Annotated in this window: 20 protein-coding genes; 7 read left to right on the plus strand and 13 right to left on the minus strand. The window is 66.1% G+C overall.

Features of this window, described 5'->3' with window-relative positions; translation table 11 throughout:
- Nucleotides 1-30: 30 nt before the first annotated feature.
- The 3 genes from BN1263_RS16365 to BN1263_RS16375 are packed head-to-tail and all read right to left on the minus strand — an operon-like array spanning nucleotide 31 to nucleotide 2,184.
- Nucleotides 31-747 (minus strand): SDR family NAD(P)-dependent oxidoreductase, encoded by a 717-nt coding sequence (locus tag BN1263_RS16365; RefSeq protein ID WP_058982620.1) that lies wholly within the window; start codon nucleotides 745-747, stop codon nucleotides 31-33.
- Between the two features lie 28 nt (nucleotides 748-775).
- A complete protein-coding gene (locus tag BN1263_RS16370) occupies nucleotides 776-1,504 on the minus strand; it encodes a GNAT family N-acetyltransferase (protein ID WP_058982622.1) in 729 nt (242 codons plus the stop codon).
- Nucleotides 1,505-1,518: 14 nt separating this feature from the next.
- The gene (locus tag BN1263_RS16375) at nucleotides 1,519-2,184 is read right to left on the minus strand and encodes an ArsR/SmtB family transcription factor (RefSeq protein WP_005409356.1); all 666 of its coding nucleotides are present in this window, start codon (nucleotides 2,182-2,184) and stop codon (nucleotides 1,519-1,521) included.
- Nucleotides 2,185-2,239: 55 nt separating this feature from the next.
- On the opposite strand from BN1263_RS16375, the gene BN1263_RS16380 reads away from it, so the two are divergent.
- Nucleotides 2,240-2,743, plus strand: coding sequence for a DUF2938 domain-containing protein (locus BN1263_RS16380; protein WP_058982624.1), 504 nt, complete (start codon nucleotides 2,240-2,242; stop codon nucleotides 2,741-2,743).
- Nucleotides 2,744-2,784: 41 nt separating this feature from the next.
- Nucleotides 2,785-3,594, plus strand: a complete 810-nt coding sequence (locus BN1263_RS16385) for an APH(3')-II family aminoglycoside O-phosphotransferase (RefSeq protein WP_058982626.1) — start codon at nucleotides 2,785-2,787, stop codon at nucleotides 3,592-3,594.
- Here BN1263_RS16385 and BN1263_RS16390 read toward each other — a convergent pair.
- On the minus strand, nucleotides 3,567-3,992 hold the full coding sequence (locus BN1263_RS16390) for a DoxX family protein (RefSeq protein WP_058982628.1): 426 nt from the start codon (nucleotides 3,990-3,992) through the stop codon (nucleotides 3,567-3,569). The two genes, BN1263_RS16385 and BN1263_RS16390, sit on opposite strands and share 28 nt — an antisense overlap.
- Before the next feature lie 142 nt (nucleotides 3,993-4,134).
- Here BN1263_RS16390 and BN1263_RS16395 point away from each other — a divergent pair, with 142 nt between their 5' ends.
- The 3 genes from BN1263_RS16395 to BN1263_RS16405 all read left to right on the plus strand — a co-directional run bounded on the left by BN1263_RS16395 (nucleotide 4,135) and on the right by BN1263_RS16405 (nucleotide 6,896).
- Nucleotides 4,135-4,725, plus strand: coding sequence for a TetR/AcrR family transcriptional regulator (locus BN1263_RS16395; protein ID WP_058982630.1), 591 nt, complete (start codon nucleotides 4,135-4,137; stop codon nucleotides 4,723-4,725).
- The gene (locus tag BN1263_RS16400) at nucleotides 4,722-5,756 is read left to right on the plus strand and encodes a DUF418 domain-containing protein (protein ID WP_058982632.1); all 1,035 of its coding nucleotides are present in this window, start codon (nucleotides 4,722-4,724) and stop codon (nucleotides 5,754-5,756) included. The genes BN1263_RS16395 and BN1263_RS16400 overlap by 4 nt, the downstream gene beginning before the upstream one ends.
- A 99-nt stretch (nucleotides 5,757-5,855) precedes the next feature.
- Nucleotides 5,856-6,896 carry an aminoglycoside phosphotransferase family protein gene (locus BN1263_RS16405; protein ID WP_058982634.1) on the plus strand — a complete coding sequence of 347 codons (1,041 nt, stop codon included), beginning with the start codon at nucleotides 5,856-5,858 and terminating at the stop codon, nucleotides 6,894-6,896.
- A gap of 132 nt (nucleotides 6,897-7,028) precedes the next feature.
- Here the strand turns inward: BN1263_RS16405 and BN1263_RS16410 are convergent, their stop codons facing one another.
- The 7 genes from BN1263_RS16410 to amaB all read right to left on the minus strand — a co-directional run bounded on the left by BN1263_RS16410 (nucleotide 7,029) and on the right by amaB (nucleotide 13,703).
- A complete protein-coding gene (locus tag BN1263_RS16410) occupies nucleotides 7,029-7,916 on the minus strand; it encodes a DMT family transporter (RefSeq protein WP_058982637.1) in 888 nt (295 codons plus the stop codon).
- A 32-nt stretch (nucleotides 7,917-7,948) separates the two neighbouring features.
- Nucleotides 7,949-9,010 carry a UDP-N-acetylmuramate dehydrogenase gene (gene murB, locus BN1263_RS16415; protein ID WP_058982639.1) on the minus strand — a complete coding sequence of 354 codons (1,062 nt, stop codon included), beginning with the start codon at nucleotides 9,008-9,010 and terminating at the stop codon, nucleotides 7,949-7,951.
- Between the two features lie 8 nt (nucleotides 9,011-9,018).
- Nucleotides 9,019-10,074, minus strand: coding sequence for a quinone-dependent dihydroorotate dehydrogenase (locus BN1263_RS16420; protein WP_058982641.1), 1,056 nt, complete (start codon nucleotides 10,072-10,074; stop codon nucleotides 9,019-9,021).
- A gap of 8 nt (nucleotides 10,075-10,082) precedes the next feature.
- Nucleotides 10,083-10,853, minus strand: a complete 771-nt coding sequence (locus BN1263_RS16425; RefSeq protein WP_058982643.1) for a class I SAM-dependent methyltransferase — start codon at nucleotides 10,851-10,853, stop codon at nucleotides 10,083-10,085.
- A gap of 4 nt (nucleotides 10,854-10,857) precedes the next feature.
- On the minus strand, nucleotides 10,858-11,142 hold the full coding sequence (locus BN1263_RS16430) for a DUF4190 domain-containing protein (protein ID WP_058982645.1): 285 nt from the start codon (nucleotides 11,140-11,142) through the stop codon (nucleotides 10,858-10,860).
- 178 nt (nucleotides 11,143-11,320) lie between these two features.
- On the minus strand, nucleotides 11,321-12,130 hold the full coding sequence (locus BN1263_RS16435; RefSeq protein ID WP_058982647.1) for an SDR family NAD(P)-dependent oxidoreductase: 810 nt from the start codon (nucleotides 12,128-12,130) through the stop codon (nucleotides 11,321-11,323).
- A gap of 40 nt (nucleotides 12,131-12,170) precedes the next feature.
- Nucleotides 12,171-13,703: an L-piperidine-6-carboxylate dehydrogenase gene (gene amaB / locus BN1263_RS16440; protein ID WP_058982648.1), complete on the minus strand. Its 1,533-nt coding sequence runs from the start codon at nucleotides 13,701-13,703 to the stop codon at nucleotides 12,171-12,173.
- A gap of 512 nt (nucleotides 13,704-14,215) precedes the next feature.
- Here amaB and BN1263_RS16445 point away from each other — a divergent pair.
- Both BN1263_RS16445 and BN1263_RS16450 read left to right on the plus strand, forming a co-directional pair.
- Complete coding sequence (locus BN1263_RS16445; protein WP_260832984.1) at nucleotides 14,216-15,583, plus strand: undecaprenyl-phosphate glucose phosphotransferase; 1,368 nt, start codon at nucleotides 14,216-14,218, stop codon at nucleotides 15,581-15,583.
- A 107-nt stretch (nucleotides 15,584-15,690) separates the two neighbouring features.
- A complete protein-coding gene (locus tag BN1263_RS16450; RefSeq protein ID WP_058982710.1) occupies nucleotides 15,691-16,125 on the plus strand; it encodes a low molecular weight protein-tyrosine-phosphatase in 435 nt (144 codons plus the stop codon).
- Between the two features lie 66 nt (nucleotides 16,126-16,191).
- On the opposite strand, the gene BN1263_RS16455 is transcribed toward BN1263_RS16450, so the two are convergent.
- Nucleotides 16,192-18,381, minus strand: coding sequence for a YjbH domain-containing protein (locus BN1263_RS16455; protein ID WP_058982652.1), 2,190 nt, complete (start codon nucleotides 18,379-18,381; stop codon nucleotides 16,192-16,194).
- Nucleotides 18,381-19,133, minus strand: coding sequence for a capsule biosynthesis GfcC family protein (locus tag BN1263_RS16460; protein ID WP_058982653.1), 753 nt, complete (start codon nucleotides 19,131-19,133; stop codon nucleotides 18,381-18,383). Before BN1263_RS16460 ends, BN1263_RS16455 begins: the two co-directional genes overlap by 1 nt.
- Nucleotides 19,134-19,136 lie beyond the last annotated feature (3 nt).

Consider the following 19,136-nt stretch of genomic DNA (forward strand, 5'->3'; position numbering starts at 1 on the left):
ACTGATGGTGCCCTGCGGCGGCCGGCCAGGTCAGTAGCGCGGGTCGGCGATGGCCGGCAGCACCAGTTCGCGCACGAAGCCGGACGGTGACAACTGCAGCAGCGCGCGCACCATCGCAACGACGTCGTGCACCGGCACCAGCTCACCGACGCCGCGCGCTGCGGCCTCTGCCACCGGCACCGACAGTGCATCGTCGGTGTTGAGGTAGCCCAGCTGCAGGCCGGTCACCGCCAGCCGGCGATCGCGGAAGCCCTCGCGCAGTGCATCGGCAATGCCGTTGAGCGCGAACTTGGATGCGCCGAACGCCACTTCCGGGCGGCCGCTGCGTGGCAGCGCCGAGGTCGAGCCGGTCAGCACCAGCTGCGGGCGTGGTGCGCCCAGTACCCGCGGCAGCAGGCGCTGCAGCAGCACCAGGGTCGCGGTGATGTTGACGTCGACCAGTTGGGTGAGCGCGGCATCGCTCTCGTCGAGGAAGGCGTACTCGTCGCTGAAGGCGGTCTCTTCCCAGATGCCCAGGTTGTGGATCAGCACATCCAGATCGGCCGGTGCCTGCGCTGCGATGTGATTGGCAGCCAGGGTGGGTTGGGACAGATCGGCCTCGATCCACTGCAGGGTGACACCCTCGGGGCATTGAAAGTCGCGCGGACGGCTGCGCGAAACGCCGACGACGGTGTCGCCCGCACTGCACAGGCCTTCCACGAACGCCCGACCCAGGCCCCTGCTGGCGCCGATGACCATCAATTTCATGTTGCTTCCTTGTTGTACTGCGGCGGCCTCAGTCGGCAGCCAGAATGGTGTCCCAGTCGGCGAACGCGCGCAGGCCGCTGCGCTCGGCGGTAATGATCGAGGCGGTGTTGTCGAGCTGGCAACGGTACTGAGGCTGCAGCCCGGCCGCCTGCGCGGACACGGCCATGGCGTGTACCAGCTGGCGCGCGTGCCCGCGACCGCGGGCCTCGGGCAGGGTCAGCACGCCCATGTCGGCGAGGGCTGGATCCAGGCTCCACGGGTACATGCTTCCTGCGGCAACCAGCCGCTCGCCATCGAAGGCGCCGAACACCTGCCAGTGGTCCAGCTCGACCCAGGCGGCATCGAGATCCTCTTCGCTGGCGTTGGCCTGGAACACATCGAACGCGGCTGCGTCGGCCGGGTCGAGACGGCGGATATGTGGTGGTGCAGGGCGCGCGGCCAGGGCCGCAAGTTCTGCGGCAGGGAAGTAGAAGACACGATCCGCACCATGCGTGCGCTGGCCGAGCTGCTGCAGGCGCTGTTGCAGCTGTGCCAGTGTCCAGTGCGGTTGCGCGTGCAGGTGCAGGCGAGCCGCCAGGGCAGGGCGCAACAGTGCGCGAGCGGGGCCCACGACCGGCTGCAGCAGCATGCCGTCCTCGCCCTCATCGAAATCATCGCTGCACGCCAACTGCAGCTGTGGATCGTCCCGCAGCGTGCGCTGCCCGGAGAACACGCCGCGCCAGGTCGCATCGATCAACGGGGCAAACACATCATCCATGACCGGTGTCTCGCTCAGTGCCGGGGCAGGTCCACCTGCAGGCCGGCGGCCTTCCATTCGGGGTAACCGGCGGCGAGCCGCTGCGCGGTCAGTCCGGCCTCGCGCAGCATCGCCACCGCATCGTTAGACAGCACGCAGTAGGGACCGCGGCAGTACGCGACAATGTGGACGGCACGCGGCAGTTCGTCCATCCGTGCGCGCAGTTCTGTAACGGGAATGTTCAGCGCTCCGGGCAGGTGGCCCAGATCGAATTCCTCGCGCGGCCGCACATCCAGCAGCACCACGCTACTGCGTTGTTCCAGCAGCTGCTCCACGGTCAGTCCTTCCAGCGCATCGCGGCGCTGCAGGCTGTCGTGGATCACGCCGTGCATTTCGCTGCGCTGGTGGTCGGCATAGTCGCGCAGTGCGGCCAGCAGGTTGCCCAGCGGGCCATCACCGCTGCGGTAGAGGATGCGCTTGCCGTCACGGCGGGTCTGTACCAGGCCGGCACGGCGCAGCTGCTGCAGGTGCTGGGAGGTATTGGCCACCGACAGGCCGGTCAGTTCGGCCAGGCGTTCTACGGCGCGCTCGCCCTGGGCGATGTGCTCCAGCAGGGCCAGGCGATGGGCATGGCCGAGCGTGCGGGCGATCTCGGCCAAGGCCTCAAGCGGCGAGGGTGGTGGCTCTGTTGCAGCGTTCATGCGGGGCACGCTAGCATCGCTCTATCATTCAAGCAAATAATTGAAGGTACGGGATATGTCTGGCCAGGCGACATTCGCGATGGATGCGGTGGTAGTCGGCGTGGGAGCGACCGCAGTGATGGACCTGTGGGCGGTGGTGCAGCGGCGGCTGTTCGGCATTCCCTCGTTGGATTTTGCGATGGTGGGCCGTTGGCTGGGGCACCTGCCCCGCGGGCGCTTCCGCCACGACGGCATCGGCTGCGCGGCAGCGGTCGGTGGCGAGCGCGCGCTGGGCTGGACCGCGCATTACGTGACCGGGGTGGTTTTCGCGGCGTTGTTGCTGGCCGTGGCAGGGAGCGATTGGGTGCACGCACCCACCCTGTGGCCGGCGCTGGCCTTCGGCATCCTCAGCGTTGCTGCGCCGTTCTTCATCCTGCAGCCGGGCATGGGTGCAGGCATTGCCGCTTCGAAGACCCTGGCGCCGGGCAAGGCACGCCTGCGCAGCCTGGTGGCGCACAACGTGTTCGGCGTGGGCATGTACCTTTCCGCGCTGCTGTTGGCCGCGGTCCGTGCAGGATGAGCGAAAATCGGCGGGGTCACCGGCAACAGGAACACCCCGGCATGGAAGCACCCAATCCCTTCACTGATGGCCTGCCGCTGCCGCTACCATGGGCATGGCAGGAAGCGTTGGCCGATGCGCGCATCGAGCGGCAGTCGATCGGCGTATCGCGCGCGTATGTAGCCCGGGTGCAGCGACCAGGCCAGCCCGATGCCTTCGTGAAGTCGGAAGTGATCGACGCCTTCAGTGAGCTCGGTGATGAGATCGCGCGCCTGCGCTGGCTGCAGGAACAGGGACAACCGGCGCCAACGGTAATTGCCACCGCCGAAGAAGCGGGCCGGCGCTGGTTGCTGATGAGCGCGCTGCCCGGCCGCGACCTGGCTTCGTCGCCGGAACTCGCGCCGCAGCAGTTGGTGGAACTGCTGGCCGACGCGCTGCGCGGGCTGCATGCGTTGCCGGTGGCAGCCTGCCCGTTCGACCAGCGACTGGCCTCGCGCCTGCAGGCCGCGCAGGCCCGCGTCGAAGCGAGCCTGGTGGATGCCCATGATTTCGATGATGAGCGCCTGGGCCAGAGTCCACAGCAGGTCTTCGCCGAACTGTGCAGCACCCGGCCCGATCATGAAGATCTGGTGGTCTGCCATGGCGATGCCTGCCTTCCGAATCTGATGGTGGCCGAGGGGTGTTTCAGCGGGTTCATCGACTGTGGGCGACTGGGCGTGGCCGACCGCTACCAGGACCTGGCGCTGGCCGCGCGCAGCCTGGTCCACAACTTCGGCGACACGCGTTGGGTGGCGCCGTTGTTCCAGCGCTATGGCGCGGTGGCCGACGAGCGTCGGCTGGCGTTCTACCGGTTGCTCGACGAGTTCTTCTGAGCCCGCGCATGGCTGGCGATGGCCGCGCAGATCAGGCCACCGACCACGCTCAAGTGTTCCAGCGCGAAGAACAGGGCCAGCTGCTGTTCCGCGCCGTGCTTGGTCCAGAAGGTATGCACGACGACGATGGTCAGCAGCATGAACACTGCCAGCGCGCCGCTGCCCAGCCAGAGCAGGCGATCAAGCAGCAGGCACAGTACGCCGCCCAGCAGCACCACCGCGCTGGCGAGGTTGAACAGCACAGGCGGTTGCAGCCCGGCGGCCTGCATTTCGGCCACGCTGTTGTCCCACGCCAGCAGCTTGGCCAGGCCTGAGGACAGGAACACCACGGCCAGCAGCAGCCGGGCGAGGAACCACAGCACGCGGCTGTCGAGCAGGGTGGTGATCATCCGTGGCATGCAGGAACTCCGGGTTGGGCATGGAACAGGTCGCGCAGCATCGGGCCTCAACCGCAGTTGAGGTCAAGGCTGGCTGAACGGAGCCCGATGGTGGCCAGGTCGACATCTACAAAATGGACGAACGTTCGTTCATGATTGTGGCATGAGCCGAATCGACCGCAATGAGCAGCGCGTGACCCTGATCCTGCAGGCGGCCCTGCGGTGCTTCCTCGCCAAGGGATTCCACCAGACCAGCATGCGTGACATCGCGCAGGCGGCTGGCGTCAGCCTGGGCAACCTCTACAACCACTTCCCGGGCAAGGAAGCGATCATCCTTGCAGTGGCAGTGGCCGAGAGCGAAGAACTGGCACCGTTGCTGCGTCGACTGGCCGCGTCCGAAGGCGAGCGCGCACAGGTACTGGATTTCCTTCAGGACTTCCACGCACTGTGCCGCCAGCCGGAATGGGCGACGCTTGCCGTCGAAGTGCTGGCCGAGAGCGCACGCAATCCGGCCGTGGCCGAGGCATTTGCGGCCAATCGCAGGCAATTGCAGGCGACCCTGGCCGAAGCCCTGCAGCAGGTGGCACGGCGCGAACGTCGGCGTCCCGTGCTGGCCCCGGCATTGCAGGCGCAGGTGCTGCTGGATGCCATTGAAAGCGATGCGCTGCGTCGGGGGCTGGGCGAAGCCGATGGCATCGATGAGGCCCCGCTGGATCTTGGCCTGCTCGCGCTGCTGCTCGGGGCACGCGCATGAGTGCCGTTGACCGGCGATTGCACGGCCTTGATCTGGCGCGCTACCTGGCCTTGGCCGGCATGGTGCTGGTCAACTTCCGCCTGGCGATGGCCGTGCCGGCAGAGGGTGAGGGTTGGTTGGCAGGGTTCTTCCATCTGCTGGAAGGCAAAGCCTCGGCGACGTTCGTCACCCTGGCCGGTCTTGGCCTGGTGCTGGCCACGCAGCGGCAGGGGTGGTGGCCGGCCAGCGTGCAGACCTGGAGGCGCGCGCTGTTCCTGATGGTGCTGGGCCTGCTCAACCTGACTCTGTTCCCGGCCGATATCCTGCACTACTACGCGGTGTATTTCGCGTTGGCGGTGGTGTGGCTGCGTGCGTCGCCGCGGGTGCTGCTGGCCAGCATTGTGGGCCTGGCGGCGTGTTCGTTCTGGGCGTTGCTGCACTGGGACTACAGCCAGGGATGGAACTGGCAGACGCTGGAATACGCCCACCTGTGGCAATGGCCGGGCGCGGCCCGCAACCTGGTGTTCAACGGCTTCCATCCGCTGCTGCCGTGGCTGTGCTTCTTCCTGCTGGGGATGCTGCTGGCACGCCTTCAGTTGTCGCAACCGCGGGTGCAGCGAGCATTGCTGGTGCTGGGGCTGCTGCTGATCGCGGCCGGCCATGGCGTTCAGCAGCTTGGGCAGGGAACGCCCTGGCAGGTGTGGCTGGGAACGCAACCGATGCCGCCGGGACCAGCCTACGTACTCACGGGTGCGGGCGCAGCGTGCAGTGTCATTGCCGCCTGCCTGTGGCTGACGCGTGTGCAACCAGGGGACTGGCTGGAACCGTTCACCGCGGCCGGGCGCATGACCCTGACCCTGTACGTGGGCCACATCCTGCTGGGCATGGGCACGCTGGAAAGCCTGGGGCTGCTTGATGGCGGTGCATCGCTGGCGTCGGTGCTGCTGTGGGCGCTGTTGTTCCTGATGTTGGCCACGGGCTCGGCGTGGCTGTGGTCGTGGCAGTTCACACGCGGCCCCCTGGAAGCGGTGATGCGACGCATCGCAGGCTAGTTCTCTGGTCGCGGTGAGCTGATGTTGTGACGGACATGTCTGTGTCGCGGCGAATGCATCTGCGATAGTGGCAGCAGGCAATACTTTCCGCTTGCATCCATGTCATTCGCTTCGGCGCAGCATCTCGGCGAAGTCCTGCAACAATCCTATGGCATCACTGCCACCGCCGTGGTGCCACGCCCGGTGGGTGCCGACGCCAATGCCAGCGTGTATCGCGTCGATGCGCGGCACGGGCAGTGGTGGTTGAAATGCCGCACCTACCAGGTCGCCCCAGCGGTGTGGGACAGCCTGCATTGGCTGCGCGGCACGCTGGGTATCGATGAGATCGTTGCGCCGTGGCCAGCATTGACCGGCGGCGCATCGGTACAGCGGTGGGGGCTGCAGTTCACCCTGTTCCCTTATGTGGAAGGGCAGTCCGGATTCGAGGCGGCGTTGAGCCGCACGCAGTGGAAGCGGTTGGGCGAGGTACTGCGGCGCCTGCACGGCGCGCAACTGCCAGCGCAACTGCAGCAGGCGCTGCCGATCGTACGGCTGGAAACCGCGGCGCTGGAGACGGTCGGTCAATGGCTGGCCGGCGAAGGCCTGGCGGCCGCGAAGGACGGGCTGGGCCGCGCATTTGTTTCGGTATGGGACCAACAGCATGCGCGCATCGCGGCGCTGCATGCGCAGGCACGGGAGCTGCTCGTGGCATTGCAGGACGTACCGGTAGATCTGCATCTGTGTCACACCGACCTGCATGCCGGCAACCTGCTGATGGGCAATGACGGGGGCCTGCACCTGATCGACTGGGACGGCCTTTCGCTGGCCCCGCGCGAGCGCGACCTGATGTTCATTGGTGCGGCGGTTGGCGGGCGCTGGGGGCGCGAGAACCCGCTGGGCTTCGAGGAGGGCTACGGCAGCGACCGCGGCGATCCGCGCTGGATCGCCTGGTACCGGCATTGGCGCATCCTGCAGGACCTGATCGAGTTCCAGCAGGTGCTGTTGGGCAGCGATGGCGAGGAGCGTTCGCCGCAGTTGCGCCGGCAGTCGTTGCACTATCTGGGCGAGCAGTTCGCGCCGGGCAATGTGTTCGATGCGGCGGAGCGGGTGTATCGCGCGCTGGATCAGGTTCTGAGCCGCTGCCAGGATCGCCCCGGGTAGAGTCGACTGTTGGTCGACTGCTCTTCGATTGGAACAGGCGAAGCCCGCGCTGCGCGCGAGAGTCGACTAACAGTCGACTCTACCCAGGGCCTTTCCATGCACGGTCCATTGGCTTGTCCATGCAGGTGGTTCTTATTCGGCGGGCTTGGCTGCTGCAGAGGCCGCTGCGCTTGCGGCGCGGCGCGACAACACGGCTTCGCGGTGGGCGATGTAGGCGTTGGCGGCGAGGATGATGCCGGCACCGATGATCGTCCAGCGGTCCACCGTTTCGTTGAACAGCAGCCAGCCGAACAGCGTTACCAGTGGCAGCTGCAGGAAGCTGATCGGGGTCAGGGCGGAGACTTCGCCCAGCCGTAGCGCGCGGGTCCACAACAGCTGGCCGACGGTGCCGAGCACGCCGGTGGCCAGCAGCCACAGCCACGCCATGCCGGAGGGCCAGACCCAGACGAACAGTGCCGGGACCAGCGACAGCGGCACCCAGAACACGTAGGTGTAGAGCACCACGGTGTCAGCGCTGTCGACACGGGTCAGCTGCTTGATCTGGATCGCCACCAATGAGCTGAGCACGGCGGCTGCCACCGCTACCAGGCTGCCCGCGGTGAAGCCGGCGGTACCGGGGCGCACGATCACCAGCACACCGATGAACCCAACCACCACCGCAGCCCAGCGGCGTACACGCACGGTCTCGCCCAGCAACAGCACGGCGGCGATGGTGACGAACAACGGCGTGGAGTACGAGAGGGAAACCGCCTGCGCCAGTGGCAGATGGCCCAGTGCCCAGAATGCGCACAGCATCGAACCCAGGCCAATCGCACTGCGCACGAAATAACGCGGCAGCTGCTGCGTTTTCAGTGGTGCATGGCCGGGGCGCAGCAGCATCGGCAGCAACGCGAGCAGGCCAAAGGCATTGCGAAAGAACGCCACTTCCTGGGTTGGTACGTACCGGGTGGCGTAGCGGATGGCGACGGCCATCAGGCCGAATGCCATCGTGCTGCCGAGCATCAGCAGCGCCGCCCGCATCGGGGTGGCGCTGGGGGAGAGGACGGGGGTGTTCACCACTGTGCGCCGAGCAGGCGGGGCTCCGGTTCGATCGGCACGCCGAACTTTTCCAGCACCGAGGCCGAGATGCGTCGCGCCAGCGCCAGCAGCTCAGCACCGGTGGCGTTGCCGTGGTTGACCAGCACCAGCGCGTGGCTCGGCGCAACGCCGGCATCGCCTTCGCGGAAGCCCTTCCAGCCGCAGGACTCGATCATCCATGCCGCCGAGACCTTGCGCTTGTCGTCCTGTTCGGCCGGGAACACCGGCAGCTCGGGGAAGTGCTGCAGCAGTACGTCCACCTGTTCCAGTGGCAGTACCGGGTTCTTGAAGAAGCTGCCGGCGTTGCCCAGCACATCCGGATCGGGCAGCTTGCGGCGGCGGATCGCGATCACCGCATTGGCCACGTCCACGGCACTGGGCAGCTCCACGCCCTGTGCCTGCAGTTCCTCGCGGATGCCGGCATAGTCCATGCGCAGGTCGTGCAGCAGCGGCAACTTCAGCTCGATGGCGGTGATCAGGTAGCGATCGGGCTGCTGCTTGAACACGCTGTCGCGGTAGGCGAAGCCACACTGTTCGTTGTCCAGCCGCACCCAGGCCTGCTCCTGGCAGTCCCAGGCTTCAACGGCCTGGATGAACTCGCCGACCTGCGCGCCATAGGCACCGATGTTCTGGATCGGCGCGGCACCGGCCGTGCCGGGAATCAACGCCAGGTTCTCCAGGCCGGACAGGCCTTCCTGCAGCGACCACATCACCAGGCCATGCCAGGACACGCCAGCGCCGGCGCGGATCACCGCATGGTCGGCGCGGTGCTCCAGGAAGCTGATGTCCCGGTTGCCGAACACCAGCACGGTGCCAGGCAGGTCTTCGGCGATCAGTACGTTGCTGCCGCTGCCCAGCACCAGCAGCGGGCCGCTGGCCACCTCGGGCAGTGCCAGCACCTCCGGCAGCAGCGCGGCATCGTGCAGTTCCAGCAGCTGTGCGGCGCTGGCCTGCACGTGGAAGGTGTTCAGTGCCTGCAGCGGCGCATTGCGGGTGAGCCTCCAGCGCAGCGGGGCGTTGCCGTCGATGGTGTCCATGGGCGCGCTCACAGGGGGGCCACCGCGCCGCGGCTGGGCGCTTCGCGGCGGCGACGGATCGCCTCCACGCATTCAGAAACCAACGCCGGTCCACGGAAGATCAGGCCGCTGTAGCACTGCACCAGCGCGGCACCGGCCGCCATCTTGGCCACCGCGTCGGCACCGGACAGGATGCCGCCGACGCCGACCAGCGGGACCGATTCGGGCAGGCGCGAACGCAGGCGGCGCAGTACCAGCGTGGACTGCTCCAGCACCGGCGCGCCGGACAGGCCGCCGGCTTCGTTGGCCTGCGGATCGCCGGCCACCTTGCTGTGGTCGATGGTGGTATTGGTGGCGATCACGCCGTCCACCTGCAGTTCGCCCAGTACGCGGGCGGCGGCATCGATGTCGCGCTCGCTCAGGTCCGGAGCCACCTTCACCAGCATCGGCACGCGGCGACCATGCCGCGCGGCCAGGGCTTCCTGGCGGTCACGCAGCTGGCTGACCAGTTGGCGCAGCGCGGTTTCTTCCTGCAGCTCACGCAGGCCGGCGGTGTTGGGCGAGGAGATGTTGACCGTGATGTAGTCGGCCAGCGGATAGACCTTGTCCAGGCAGGCGATGTAATCGTCCACCGCCTGTTCGTTGGGGGTGTCCTTGTTCTTGCCGATGTTGATGCCGAGCAGGCCGCGACGGTTGCGCGCGCGTTCGACGTTGCGCACCAGCGCGTCCACGCCCGCATTGTTGAAGCCCATGCGGTTGATGATTGCGTTGTGCGCCGGCAGGCGGAACAGGCGCGGCTGCGGGTTGCCGGCCTGCGGGCGCGGGGTGATGGTGCCGATCTCGACGAAGCCGAAACCCAGCGCGAACAGTGCGTCGATGTGCTCGCCGTTCTTGTCCAGTCCGGCAGCCAGGCCGACCGGATTGGGGAAGGTCAGCCCGAACACCGTGCTGGGCATCGGCGCGATGCGTGCGGCCAGCAGCGGCGTGGTGCCGGTGCGGTAGGCCAGGTCCAGTGCGGACAGGCCGAGGCCGTGGGCGCGCTCGGCGTCGAGCGAGAACAGGAAGGGGCGGGCAAGCGAATACATGCGTCGGTTCAGTCCAGCGTGCCGAGGAAGGCTCGGGTTCGATATTCAAAAGCAACCTGGCCGTCGACCGCGTGGGCGGCGAACAGGTCCTGCAGCGCGTCGATCATCGGCGCGTGGCGAGGATGACCGGATTGGGGTGCGTAGGAGGAGGAGAGCAGGCGCCCGCGCAGGGCGTCGAAATCCAGATGCTGCACGTTCGGCAGCTGCACCCTGCCGCGCAGCCCGGCGCCGAACCAGGCCTGCATGGTGGCGTCGTCCTGGTAGCGCTCGGCCACGGCGGTGTAGTCGGTGCCGTAATCCAGCAGCAGCTGTTCGTAGCCGACCAGGAACGGGCTGGCATCGAGCAGGCGCGAGTTCCAGTAGATCAGTGCCAGGCCACCCGGACGCAGGATGCGCTGCCACTCGGCGCGTACCGCCACAGTGTCGAACCAATGGAAGGCCTGCGCGACGCTGACCAGATCGATGCTGGCATCGTCCAGCGCGGTGGCCTCGGCGCGCCCGTCGACCGCGCGGAACTGCGGATACTGCGGTGCCAGCCACTGTTCGGCCGCGCCCCGCATGGCCGCATTGGGCTCGACCGCGATCACGGGGTGACCGCTGGCCAGGAGCAGGCGGCTGGAAATACCGGTACCGGCGCCGATGTCGGCGACCATCGCCTCGCGGCTGACGCCCATCGGGCCGTGCAGCCAGTCCAGCAGTGCGGGCGGGTACCCGGGCCGGTAGCGGACGTAGTCGGCAACGCGGCTGCTGAAGCGTTCAGTGCTGTCGGAGGCGGTCATGGCGTCAGTTCGACATCGCCGCCAGCCACGCCAGGCCACCGAAGAACAGGATGAAGACCAGGATGGCGGCAAGCACGGCGCCGACCATGACCCAGCCCAGCACAAGGCCGGTAACGGCCATGCCATCGCCTTCCAGTTCAAGCGGGCGGCGCCGGATTTCGGCGCGGGCCATGTGGCCGGTGATGATGGCCACGATGCTGGCCACGAAGGGCAGGACGGTCCAGCTGGCGATGCCCATGACCAGGCTGACCACGGCCAGGGCGCTTGTCTGTCGGGGTGCCACGCTCATCGGGGTCCTCCTTGGCAGTGTGCACATGATAGTGCCTCTGCCCGGGCAATCCCATGCCCGGCGGATGTGATGGCAGGCGTCGACCTTGGTCGACGAACGGCATTTCAGCCAGGTAGACGTCGACCTTGGTCGACGAAAGCCATGCCAACCAAGGTTGGCACCTACCGGCGTGCCGGCATCAGCCCATCAACACCTGGCCGCCATCCACGTTGAGCACATGGCCGGTGACCCAGCGCGCCAGCGGCGAGCACAGGAACAGGGCGGCGTCGGCGATCTCACGCGGGTGGCCGAAGCGGCCGAACGGGATCTTCGCCAAGGTGCCGTGGTACAGGGCGGGGTCTTCGGTGCGGCGGCGGTCCCACAGGCCGTCATCGAACTCGATCGAGCCCGGTGCGATGGCATTGACCCGGATCCGGTCCTTGGCCAGCGCCAGCGCCTGTGACGTGGTGTAGTGCGAAAGCGCGGCTTTGGCCGCGGCGTACGGCGCGCCACCGGGGCGCGGCTGCTGCGCGGCAATCGACGACAGATTGAGGATGCAGGCGTCGCTGGAGGCACGCAGCCATGGCAGTGCCAGGCGCGAGGCACGCACGGCCGCCATCAGGTCGATCTGCAGGCTGGCGGCCCAGCCGTCCTCGTCGTCGACCATGCCGTAGCCCGTGGCATTGTTGACCAGTACATCGATACCGCCGAGGGCATCGGCGGCGGCCTGCAGCCAGGCCTGGATCTGGCCGGGATCGGCCAGATCGGTAGAGAACGCGTGCAGTTCGAAGCCCTGCGCCCGTGCATCGGCACGCAGGGCATCCAGGCCTGCCTGGCTGCGGGCGCAGGCCGAGACCTGCGCACCGGCACCGGCAAAGGCCAGTGCCATTTCACGGCCGATGCCCTTGCTGCCGCCGGCGATGAGCACGCGGCGGCCGGTGAAATCAATCACCGGCTTGCCACCCTGTAGAGCCGAGCCATGCTCGGCTGCATTTCCTGCGGTGTTCATGGCGCATCCTGCCGGGCATGGCCCGGCACTACAGATTGCGTTACAGGTCGAACTTGATGCCCTGGGCCAGCGGCAGCGAATCCGAATAGTTGATGGTGTTGGTCTGGCGGCGCATGTAGACCTTCCACGCATCCGAACCGGATTCGCGGCCACCGCCGGTGTCCTTCTCGCCACCGAAGGCGCCGCCGATCTCCGCACCGGACGTGCCGATGTTGACGTTGGCGATGCCGCAGTCGCTGCCGGCGGCCGACAGGAACTTCTCGGCGGTCTTCAGGTTCTGGGTGAAGATCGAGGACGACAGGCCCTGCGGCACGCCGTTCTGCATGTCGATGGCTTCGTCGATGCTGTCGTACGGCATCACGTACAGGATCGGCGCGAAGGTCTCGTGCTGGACCACGGCGTCGCTGTTCTTCAGGCCAGAGACGATGGCGGGCAGTACGAAGTTACCCGGTCGATCGATGCGGGTGCCGCCGGTTTCGATGGTGCCGCCGGCGGCCTTGGCCTGGGCGATGGCATCGAGGAACTGCTGCACGGCGCCTTCGCTGTTCAGCGGGCCCATCAGGTTGGCGGCATCGGTCGGGTCGCCGATCTTGCCTTCCACCTGCTTGTAGGCCTTGACCAGGGTGGCCAGTACGTCGGCGTAGATCGAGCGGTGCACGATCAGGCGGCGGGTGGTGGTGCAGCGCTGGCCGGCGGTGCCGACCGCACCGAACACGATGCCCGGCACGGCCAGCTTCAGGTCGGCGGTTTCGTCCAGGATGATGGCGTTGTTGCCGCCCAGCTCCAGCAGGCAGCGGCCCAGGCGGCGCGCGACCTTCTCGTTGACGGTGCGGCCGACCTGGGTCGAGCCGGTGAAGCTGATCAGCGGCACGCGGCGGTCATCGACCATCTTTTCCGACAGCGCGGTGCCGGCATCATTGATCAGGAAGAAGATGTCCGGGAAGCCGGCCTCGCGCAGGGCCTCGTTGCAGATCTTCAGCGAGGCGATGGCGGTCAGCGGGGTCTTGTTGGACGGCTTCCAGATGCACACGTCGCCACAGATGGCGGCCAGGAACGAGTTCCAGCTCCACACCGCGACCGGGAAGTTGAAGGCCGAGATGATGCCGACCAGGCCCAGCGGGTGGTACTGCTCGTACATGCGGTGGCCGGGGCGCTCGGAATGCATGGTGTAGCCGTACAGCATGCGGCTCTGGCCCACGGCGAAATCGGCGATGTCGATCATCTCCTGCACTTCGCCGTCGCCTTCCGGCTTGCTCTTGCCCATTTCCAGGGCGACCAGCGAACCCAGCGCATCCTTGTGCCTACGCAGCGCTTCGCCGCACAGGCGCACGGCCTCACCGCGGCGCGGGGCAGGCGTGGTGCGCCAGACCTTGAAGGCTTCCTGCGCGCGGGCGACGACGGTCTCGTACTCGGCCTCGGTGGTCGCGCGGACCTGTGCGATCGGCTCGCCGGTGGTCGGGTTGACCGGGGTGATCAGCTCACCGCTGGTCGCGCTCGACCACTCCCCGTTGCCCAGGTACGTGCCAGCGTTGATCGCGTCCAGGCCAAGGGACTTGAGCAGCTCGGAAGACATGCAGACTCCTGTGTTTCGTTACGTTGTTTTGGCGCCATCGCGGGCAGGGTGGGGGACGCGATGAACAGAACCGCCGATGGTAGCAGAGGGTGGTGGTTGGGCTTTGGTGCGGTGCGGGGTGGGCCCCGGCGCCAGCGGACCGACATGAGGCGCGCAATCGCGTTCCTTTATTGACGCGAAATGACGCATGTTGATTCAAATTGACACAGTTGGGATTTTCAGTTTTTTCAATGGCTTAGGTTCAACTGATGACGCCTTTCCAGTTCTGTGTCTTAACGGAATTCCTATCTTTTGGTCAAAATTTCATCCACAATTCCTCCACATTTGATTGAAACAACCTCGATGATTCCGTGCTGGCTGGGGAGTCCATGCACGTGGGCACTGGTTCCGCGCCCCCTCGAGCCGAGATATGGAGAAGTGCATTGCTACATGGATCAGTAGAAGACCTTCCCGCAGAGCGGGCCCGGGCGGGCCGCCGCCGTGTTGAAGCGCGCGCTGCCCTGGAGTTGGGGATGCGCTTGGGCGACATGTTGTTGCTGCCGGGGATGGCAGTGCTTTCTCACTTTCTTTTGTACGGAACAGGTGCGCCGGATTCTTCCCAGCGAATCGTATTTGGTGCGGTGGTTCTCAGCGCTGTCGTTTGCTTCTCAGTCGCGCCGTTGTATCGGAACTGGCGGATGCGAGGGCTTCTCGCTGATCTCTGGCTGCTGCTGTTGGCGTGGTCTGCCACTTTTGCGCTGTTCTCGCTCTACGTCGTCCTGGTCGGGCTTGCCGATGTGGTGCCGTCGACGTGGCTGATTGGCTGGTATGCCTTTGGCCTGGGATCGATGGCGGCGCTGCGTGTGCTGCTGAGGGTGCAGTTGCATCGGCTGCGCTCGCGTGGGATGGACCGCGAGCGGGTCCTGCTGGTCGGACTTCGCGCCCCGGCCCTGAAACTGCACCGCCTGCTGCGTGGCAAGCCGGAGCTGGGCAAGGAAGTCATTGGCTACTTCGCCGGTGCAGGCGATATCGCCACCCGCCGTGGCGGTGATGCGCCGCGCCGACTGGGCTTGCTGGCTGAGGTCCCGCAGTACATGGATCAGCATCGGGGTGAGTTCGATCAAGTCTGGGTGTCGATGCCGATGGGGGATGCCGCCGCGGTCAGGGACATGCTCAAGCAGATCGAGCGATTTCCGGTGCCTGTGCGTCTGATCCCTGATACCACGGGCCTGGGGGCGCTCAACCCCGGTCTGCACCAAGTGGGTGATGTGCCGATGATCGGTGTGCGGCAGGGCTTGGCAGACCACCGGTTTCGCCTGTTCAAGCGGATCGAGGACATCCTCGTGGCTGGTGTCGCGGTGGTCCTGCTGGCGCCGTTGTTTGTCGTGCTCGCCATTGGCGTGAAGCTGAGTTCGCCCGGGCCAGTGCTGTTCCGCCAGAAGCGTCACGGGCTGGGTGGCAAGGAGTTCTGGATGCTCAAGTTCCGCTCCATGCGCGTGCATGCAGAGGGAGAGGGGCAGATTACCCAGGCTAGGCGCGGTGATCCGCGAGTCACCCGGTTCGGCGCCTTCCTGCGCCGCAGCAGCCTGGACGAACTGCCGCAGTTCTTCAACGTGCTGGGTGGAAACATGTCGGTGGTCGGGCCGCGCCCGCACGCGATCCAGCACAACAACCACTACGAGCGCGTGATCGAGCGCTACATGCATCGTCACTACGTCAAGCCTGGGATTACCGGCTGGGCGCAGGTGCACGGCCTGCGTGGCGAGACGCCGGAGCTGCGCTCGATGAAGAAACGCGTGCAGTACGACATCGATTACATCCGGCGCTGGAGCCCGACGCTTGACGTGCGGATCATTGTGTTGACTGCACTGAAGGTGCTGGGGCAGAAATCGGCGTATTAGTGCAAGGTTTGTGCCGGGATGCGTCGGTAGGCTCGTGTGGATGCATCTGGGTGGCAGCAGCGCGCTGCATTTCTCGTGTATTGAAGAACTGATGGAAACCGTTGTCCGTGTTCAAGAATATTCTGGTTGTGTGTGTCGGCAACATCTGCCGTAGCCCGTCGGCGGAAGTGATGCTGCGTGAGGCTGTGAGCGGCAAGGGCATCACAGTGTCCTCGGCCGGCCTGGGGGCCCTGGTTAACCACGGTGTGGATGCTACCGCGCAGGCGCTGTTGACCGAGCATGGCCTGGATGGCAGCAGCCATCGTGCGCGGCAGATCGACCGGAGCATCCTCGCAGCTTCGGATCTGGTACTGGTGATGGAGCGCAAGCATGTCCATCGCATCATCGAAATCGCGCCGGAGGCGTCGGGCAAGACCTTCCTGCTGGGCAAGTGGCAGTCCGATCGCGAGATTCCCGATCCTTATCGCCAGCAACGTGCTGCATTCGAGCACGTTTACACTCTGATGGATGAGGGGGTGAAGAGCTGGGTGCGTTACCTCTGATTGCACAAGCCCTTGGAAATTGCGCTGCGGATGAAAGGCCGGGGGCTGTCAGGCGCCCGGCCTTTCTCATTCCCCGACGTTACGCAGATTGTCATAGAAGAAGCGTTCATCGCGGTCGCCCGTCATGCCGTACAGGCCGTACTTGCGGCCGAGCATGGCGCCGCCATCGCGGATCAGCGGGTTCCAATTGAAGGCGGCACGGCCGCGCGTGGAGCGTGGCAGGAATCCATCGAGCGGAATACTGAAGTAGATGCCCTTGTCGAAGCTGCCTTCACCGAAGTCACGCGCCGAGACATTGGTCTTGGTCGCATACGCGCCCATGGTCACGCCGTTGTCGAATACGCGGGCCAGGTCCAGAGTGGCACCCTTGTCGCCGGCCAGGTACTGGCCCACCGACAGCGAGCCGATGATGCGTTCACGGGCGTCGAAGGCATAGTAGAGCGTGGCGTGGCCGGTGGTGACCCTATAGTCGCGGAGGCCCCAGTGCTGATCGTAGTCGCGCTGCTGCACCCGGTTGAGATTCACGCCAACCGCCCAGCGCTCGCCGCTTGGGCGATACAGCAGTTCGCCGCCGACGCCGGCATACATCCACTCCAGGTAGCCTGCGTAGGCGATGCCATACAGGTCCGGTGCCAGCCGTCCGGCGATGTTGGCCTGCAGATTGGGCAGCATGATGTCGGAGGTGGTCAGGTATTGGCGGATGTCCGTCCGCACGCGTGGCAGGCGGCTTGGGGCGTTGTACTTGAACTTGTGGTAGTTGTTGGTGACATCAGCACTGACGGTGCCGGTCAGCCAGATGTTGTCGCGCAGGAACAGGCTGCCCGAGTAATTGGCTGCGATCTGGTACAGGATGAAGCCATCAGGGCCGCCAAGATTCTGCCGGTAGCCGATGTTGAAGCCGCCGCCGAATGGGTTGCGCTTGGGCGTGTACAGCGTTTCGCGCGCGAGCGCGCCGGGCGCCTGCAGTTCCGTGCTCCGCCGCAGTACGTCTTCGCTGACGGTGCCATCCAGGTACCCCGCGAACGCTTCGCGGTTGATTGACAGATCGGCGATCGGCATGCCCACGCGGGTGGTGCGCAGGGTGAACCAGTCGTAGTCATCGCCGGTCGCGTTGGCAAGAATGCGCGTCGCGCGTCCAAGGCCCTTGGCAGGATGCAGGTAGCGGGCCTGGTAACCGTCGACATAGAGTTCGTCGCCGCGGCGCGAAATGCGTTCGACACGGAACCCGGCATTGCGCTGCAGTTCGGTGCTGATTGCTGCCCAGTCGGTACTGGTGCCAGGAGCGGCACCAGAAGCGTCGCTGCTGGCGACTGATGCGCGCTGATCGGCGGCGGTTGTCGCGGGCAACAGCCGCTGCGGTGGCGGGTCGAACGGCTTCGGCGCAGCTGGCGCGTTGCCGGGATTGCCACGCAGGGTGAGCGAGAACATCGCCGCGTCGCCGCGCTCCCAGGCTGCAGTCAGTTCGACATTGCGGTTCGGCACATAGACCAGCCCCACGTTGAATGGCGTGCGCTGGCGGAGGTTGTTGTTTCGCGGTTCACGCCGGTAGTCGTTGCCGTCGTATTCCACTTTGAGCAACAGCTCATCCATCGGCGTCTGGTAGGTGATGCCGCCGAAGATACCGACCGGCCCCTTGAACATGTTGCTCAGGCCGAACTTTCCGGACTGCGTGATGTCGCTGTTGGCAATGGAGCGCCGGTCTTTGAAACGATCATCGATGGCGCCCAGTGGGTTCGAGAAATCGCCGCGATTGCCGATGTACCCGGTGGCAAGTCCGATCGAGGCATCGATCGGGCCGAAATTCTTGTTAGCAACCAGGTATTCGCTGGAAAAGAATCCGGTGCCGCCCAGATCGCGCACACCAAAGGCAAGCTGCGGGAGCAGGCGTGATTCCTGCCACAGGCGCAGTTTGAAGTCGATCGACTTGTCCTTGTAATGCTGATCGCCGGCAATGCTAGGCCCGTACAGCAAATTGTTGACGTTGATGTAGCGGAATGAGGCCTCCAGCCACGGGAATGGCTGAAGTGTCAGGTTGTAGCGGGCGTAGGGGGCGTTGTACGACGCAGTGAAGCTCAGGTCTCCGTCGCTTGCCATGCGCGCGGTAGGTGTCTGCAGAAGACCGATCCCACCCCATTCGTTGGCAGTGGGGGGCGGTGCCTCCTGGGCATGCAGTGCGCAGGACAGCGACAACGCAAGCGCGCTCAGTGCAAAACGGGCGGGGCGCACTGGGTGCGCGCGCAGGCAGGACTGGATCATCACGGGTTGACGGGCTGGGTGGCGATGAACGCGGCGAAATCGCTGTTGAACAGCGGGTCGATGCGCTTGATCAGGGAGGCGCGCACGGGCACGAAAACCGTACCCCCGGGCGCGACAGCCTGGGGATCTGCGCGGTTCCACAGGCCGATGCCCAACTGCTGGATTCGCCCGTCGGGCTGGATCACGTAGATGTCGTTGCGGTCGGCAAGGGGACTGGGATGACAGTCACGCAGATAGTCGCGTGCATCGCGATGCGGACCGTGTGGCAGCTCGCACTCCTGCTCCACTGCGCCCATGACAGTGACGGTGCGTGGCCGTAGCGGAAACCGCAGCCTGTCACCTGTGGCTAGCACCGGGTTGTTCGCAGGCTGGACCTGGATCAGTCGCGCGGGCCCGGAGATGGGCGTCCGGCCGGTGGCCGGATGTGTCTCCAGCCAGGTCTGCAATGCCTGCGCGAGCGTCACGACCTGTGCGTCGGCAGACTCTGCCAGCTGCCCGGCGCCATACTGCAGCCCCGCGCGCAGCCGCACCTGGGCCGGCAGGGCCTGCGGGCGTTCGAGACTTGCCCCCAGCAGGTAGGCGTCGGCCTTGGGACGGGCCAGCAGCAGGCCGTCGGCCAGACGGGCGCCGGTACGCAGCTCGTACTGCCCTGCTGCTTCAACGGCACCTTCGATATGTACCTGCGCGGCCTGGACGCCAGTGGCAGCGAACAGCGCGGCAAGCACTACCAGGTTGATAAATCTGAACGTCATGGC

The sequence above is a fragment of the Stenotrophomonas thermophila genome (assembly GCF_001499715.1).
Classification (GTDB): Bacteria; Pseudomonadota; Gammaproteobacteria; order Xanthomonadales; family Xanthomonadaceae; genus Stenotrophomonas; species Stenotrophomonas hibiscicola.

What these genes read in the sequence shown, in the direction of transcription:
- BN1263_RS16435 (WP_058982647.1), bottom strand. Translation starts at nt 12,130, where the DNA reads ATGAACACCGCAGGAAATGCAGCCGAGCATGGCTCGGCTCTACAGGGT.
- amaB (WP_058982648.1), bottom strand. Translation starts at nt 13,703, where the DNA reads ATGTCTTCCGAGCTGCTCAAGTCCCTTGGCCTGGACGCGATCAACGCT.
- BN1263_RS16385 (WP_058982626.1), top strand. Translation starts at nt 2,785, where the DNA reads ATGGAAGCACCCAATCCCTTCACTGATGGCCTGCCGCTGCCGCTACCA.
- BN1263_RS16410 (WP_058982637.1), bottom strand. Translation starts at nt 7,916, where the DNA reads ATGCGGGCGGCGCTGCTGATGCTCGGCAGCACGATGGCATTCGGCCTG.
- BN1263_RS16425 (WP_058982643.1), bottom strand. Translation starts at nt 10,853, where the DNA reads ATGACCGCCTCCGACAGCACTGAACGCTTCAGCAGCCGCGTTGCCGAC.
- BN1263_RS16380 (WP_058982624.1), top strand. Translation starts at nt 2,240, where the DNA reads ATGTCTGGCCAGGCGACATTCGCGATGGATGCGGTGGTAGTCGGCGTG.
- BN1263_RS16375 (WP_005409356.1), bottom strand. Translation starts at nt 2,184, where the DNA reads ATGAACGCTGCAACAGAGCCACCACCCTCGCCGCTTGAGGCCTTGGCC.
- BN1263_RS16370 (WP_058982622.1), bottom strand. Translation starts at nt 1,504, where the DNA reads ATGGATGATGTGTTTGCCCCGTTGATCGATGCGACCTGGCGCGGCGTG.
- BN1263_RS16395 (WP_058982630.1), top strand. Translation starts at nt 4,135, where the DNA reads ATGAGCCGAATCGACCGCAATGAGCAGCGCGTGACCCTGATCCTGCAG.
- BN1263_RS16390 (WP_058982628.1), bottom strand. Translation starts at nt 3,992, where the DNA reads ATGCCACGGATGATCACCACCCTGCTCGACAGCCGCGTGCTGTGGTTC.
- BN1263_RS16445 (WP_260832984.1), top strand. Translation starts at nt 14,216, where the DNA reads ATGCGCTTGGGCGACATGTTGTTGCTGCCGGGGATGGCAGTGCTTTCT.
- BN1263_RS16420 (WP_058982641.1), bottom strand. Translation starts at nt 10,074, where the DNA reads ATGTATTCGCTTGCCCGCCCCTTCCTGTTCTCGCTCGACGCCGAGCGC.
- BN1263_RS16365 (WP_058982620.1), bottom strand. Translation starts at nt 747, where the DNA reads ATGAAATTGATGGTCATCGGCGCCAGCAGGGGCCTGGGTCGGGCGTTC.
- BN1263_RS16430 (WP_058982645.1), bottom strand. Translation starts at nt 11,142, where the DNA reads ATGAGCGTGGCACCCCGACAGACAAGCGCCCTGGCCGTGGTCAGCCTG.
- murB (WP_058982639.1), bottom strand. Translation starts at nt 9,010, where the DNA reads ATGGACACCATCGACGGCAACGCCCCGCTGCGCTGGAGGCTCACCCGC.
- BN1263_RS16460 (WP_058982653.1), bottom strand. Translation starts at nt 19,133, where the DNA reads ATGACGTTCAGATTTATCAACCTGGTAGTGCTTGCCGCGCTGTTCGCT.
- BN1263_RS16455 (WP_058982652.1), bottom strand. Translation starts at nt 18,381, where the DNA reads ATGATCCAGTCCTGCCTGCGCGCGCACCCAGTGCGCCCCGCCCGTTTT.
- BN1263_RS16405 (WP_058982634.1), top strand. Translation starts at nt 5,856, where the DNA reads ATGTCATTCGCTTCGGCGCAGCATCTCGGCGAAGTCCTGCAACAATCC.
- BN1263_RS16400 (WP_058982632.1), top strand. Translation starts at nt 4,722, where the DNA reads ATGAGTGCCGTTGACCGGCGATTGCACGGCCTTGATCTGGCGCGCTAC.